The following is a 3,132-nucleotide window of genomic DNA, read 5'->3' as shown; positions in this document are numbered from 1 at the left end:
CCCAAAGACGAAGCCGACCAGCACACGCTGGCCGGCTCCTAGGCACGCCTAAGAAACTACTCCCAAGACTGTGCTCGTCAACATCGGTCTGGCACTTGACAAAAACATAGGGACACCCCCCAACACCACCCCACCCCAAAGTTCAATACATTGAACTTGGTGATTCATTGAACTGAGCACTATTCTTGGCTGCCATGAGTATTAGCGTCCAGAACTTGAGCGTGAGCTACGGCGCGAACACCGCGATTCGGAACATCAGCTTCACCCTCGACTCCCCCGGCATGCACGGCATCATCGGCCCCAACGGCTCAGGCAAATCCACCCTCATGAAGGCGATGCTCCAGATCCTGGACAAACACAACGTCCACGGCACAGGCCCCACCGGCGCCCCTGCCGGCTACCCCGTCACCCTCGACGGCAAGGCCCCCGCCGAGCAGCGCCGCGCAATCGCTTATATCGAGCAGCGCTCTGACCTCGACCGCAACTTCCCCACCAGCGTCTTCGACACCGTCCTGATGGGCACTTACCCGCGCCTGGGTCTTTTCCACCGCCCCGGCAAGGCCGAACGCGAAGCAGCCACCCAGGCTCTCAAGGACGTCGACATGTGGGACTTTCGCCACCGCCACATCAGCGAACTCTCGGGCGGACAGTTCCAGCGCGTCCTCTTTGCCCGCGCCATCGTCCAGGACGCGGAGTACATCTTCCTGGACGAGCCCTTCGTCGGCATCGACGTCCCCAGCGAGAAGACGATCGTGACCCTGCTGCGGCAGATGGCGGACGCGGGCAAGCACGTCGTCGTCGTGCACCACGACATGAACACGGTGCGCGGCTACTACAACGACCTCATCGTCCTCAACGGCGAGCTCGTCGCGGCGGGTCCCACCGAGGAGGTCTTCGTCCCCGACGTGCTGCAGAAGGCCTTCGGCGCGCTCGTCATCCGCGAGCCGTCAGCACCAGCCCACCCCACGCCACGGCAGGCAGCCCTCCAGGAGGAGACAGCATGATCGCGGAGTTCCTCGACTCACTACTCAGCCACGGCTACCTGCAAAAAGCGCTGATCACCTCGGTGATCGTGGGCGTGGCCTGCGGCATCGTCGGCAGCTTCATCGTGCTGCGCGGCATGGCCCTGATCGGCGACGCCATCTCGCACGCCGTACTACCGGGGGTCGCGGCCTCCTACCTGCTCGGCACGAACCTCTTCCTCGGGGCGGTGGTCGCGGGTCTACTCGCCACACTGGCGATCGGGCTGATCAGCGAACGCTCCACTGTGAAGAACGATTCGGCGATCGGCATCGTCTTTTCCACCTTCTTCGCGATCGGCGTGCTGCTCATGGCGAAAGCGCAGACGGCGACGGATCTGACGGAGATCCTCTTCGGCAACGTCCTGACCGTTCAGGACGCCGACCGCAACCTCTCGATCGGTATTGCCGCTGCCGTGCTGATTCTCACGCTGGTCTTTTACAAGGAGCTCAAGCTCAGCACCTTCGACCCCGTCATGGCGCAGTCGGCTGGCGTGCCCGTGCGGGCAATCCACTACGGGCTGATGGTGGTGCTCACGCTGGTGACGGTCATTTCCCTGCAGACGGTGGGCGTGATCCTGGTGGTCTCCCTGCTGATCACTCCGGCGTCGGCGGCGTACCTGCTGACGAACCGGCTGGGAGTGATGATCGGGCTTTCAGTGGCGATCTCGGCGCTCAGCTCCGTAGTGGGGCTGTTCCTGAGCTATAGCTACAACGTGTCCTCCGGCGTGACGATCGTGCTGACCGCCAGCGCGCTGTTCCTGCTGGCTTTCCTCTTCGCGCCAGGCAAGGGACTGATTGCTCGCTCGCTGGGCAATAAGCCACTGGCCGCGCTGTTGGCCCTCCTGGTGGGCGGTGCCCTCGTGTTCGGGGCCGTGACCTTCTCGACGGAGGAGAAGGCAGACGGTGAGCAGCTGAACGTCGTCACCACCTTCACGCTGCTGGCGGACCTGGTGGAGGAGATCGGCGGCGAGGCGGTGGACGTCCATAACCTCGTGCCGACCGGCACGGACCCGCACGACTACGACCCCCTGCCCGCGGACCTGGATGCGACGAGCGACGCCGACCTGCTGTTCTACAACGGGCTGAACCTCGAGGGCGGTGAGCACGGCTGGCTCGCGAAACTGAAAAACACCGCGGGCCTGGACGATTCCCAGATGGTCGAGGCCACCAAGGGCGTGGAACCGAAGTACCTCAAGGACGAAAAGGGCAATCAGGAGATCAACCCGCACGCCTTCCTGGACCCGACCGTCGGCATCGCGATGGCCGAGAACGTGACCGCGGCGCTGGCCGAGGCCCTGCCCGAGCGTGCCGAGCACATCGAGGAGAAGGGGGCGGAGTACAAGGCCATGCTGGAGAGCATCGACGCCGACTACCGCGAGCAGATCGGTGCGCTGCCGAAGGAGGATCGTGTGCTCGTGGCCAGTGAACATGCCTTCCAATACATGGTCGACACCTACGGCATGGAGCAGCTGTATATCTGGCAGATCGACACGGATGAAAACGGCTCCCCCGCGCAGATCGGACACCTCGTGCGCCAGCTGAAGGACAAGCGCCCGAAGCACCTGTTCGTGGAGTCGAACGTGGATACGCGCCCCATGAAGACCGTCTCGAAGGAGGCCGGGATTCCGATCTTCGACGAGCCACTGCACTCCGATGAGCTCGGCAAGCCGGGCACGGTCGCGGGAACCTACGAGGATTTCCTGCGCAGCAACTTGAAGACCATGATCGCGGGGCTGAAGCGCTAAAACGCGAATGCTCGAGGCCCACATGCGTTGGGCTTCCCCGGTCGCATTCCCGTTACCTTGTGAGTGTCCCCGATAATGGGGATAGTCGCTGGTCCCGGTATGGCTTACTCGCCCTGTAGTTTCCATAATCCGGGGGGGGTGTTGCCGCCGGGTGCCAGGACTTTCGATGACAGCTGATAGGGACACGGCCAGTTTTAAACTAGGTCTCTTTGTAACGTGGGTGCTTGCAACGAAGGTCATGACACCAGCGACTGGAACAACGCCATACCCATCTCGTTTTCTAGGAGCTCATCATGTCTCCGGAGCATTCCATCGACATATTCCTTGGGTTAGACGTCGGCAAATCTGAACACCACGCCTGCGCC

General features: G+C 62.7%; 2 protein-coding genes. Both read left to right on the top strand.

The genetic code is table 11. The features are described 5' to 3' along the window. The first annotated feature begins 194 nt into the window (after positions 1–194). Positions 195–1,004, top strand: coding sequence for a metal ABC transporter ATP-binding protein (locus tag MHX52_RS10225; protein WP_035006260.1), 810 nt, complete (start codon positions 195–197; stop codon positions 1,002–1,004). After that, positions 1,001–2,767, top strand: coding sequence for a metal ABC transporter solute-binding protein, Zn/Mn family (locus MHX52_RS10220; RefSeq protein WP_222865187.1), 1,767 nt, complete (start codon positions 1,001–1,003; stop codon positions 2,765–2,767). Before MHX52_RS10225 ends, MHX52_RS10220 begins: the two co-directional genes overlap by 4 nt. Positions 2,768–3,132 lie beyond the last annotated feature (365 nt).

Source organism: Corynebacterium sp. ACRQJ (assembly GCF_022346045.1).
GTDB lineage: Bacteria > Actinomycetota > Actinomycetes > Mycobacteriales > Mycobacteriaceae > Corynebacterium > Corynebacterium evansiae.
Note: the sequence above shows the minus strand (reverse complement) of the source record. Positions and strands in the feature narration are given on the sequence as shown.

What these genes read in the sequence shown, in the direction of transcription:
- MHX52_RS10220 (WP_222865187.1), top strand. Translation starts at nt 1,001, where the DNA reads ATGATCGCGGAGTTCCTCGACTCACTACTCAGCCACGGCTACCTGCAA.
- MHX52_RS10225 (WP_035006260.1), top strand. Translation starts at nt 195, where the DNA reads ATGAGTATTAGCGTCCAGAACTTGAGCGTGAGCTACGGCGCGAACACC.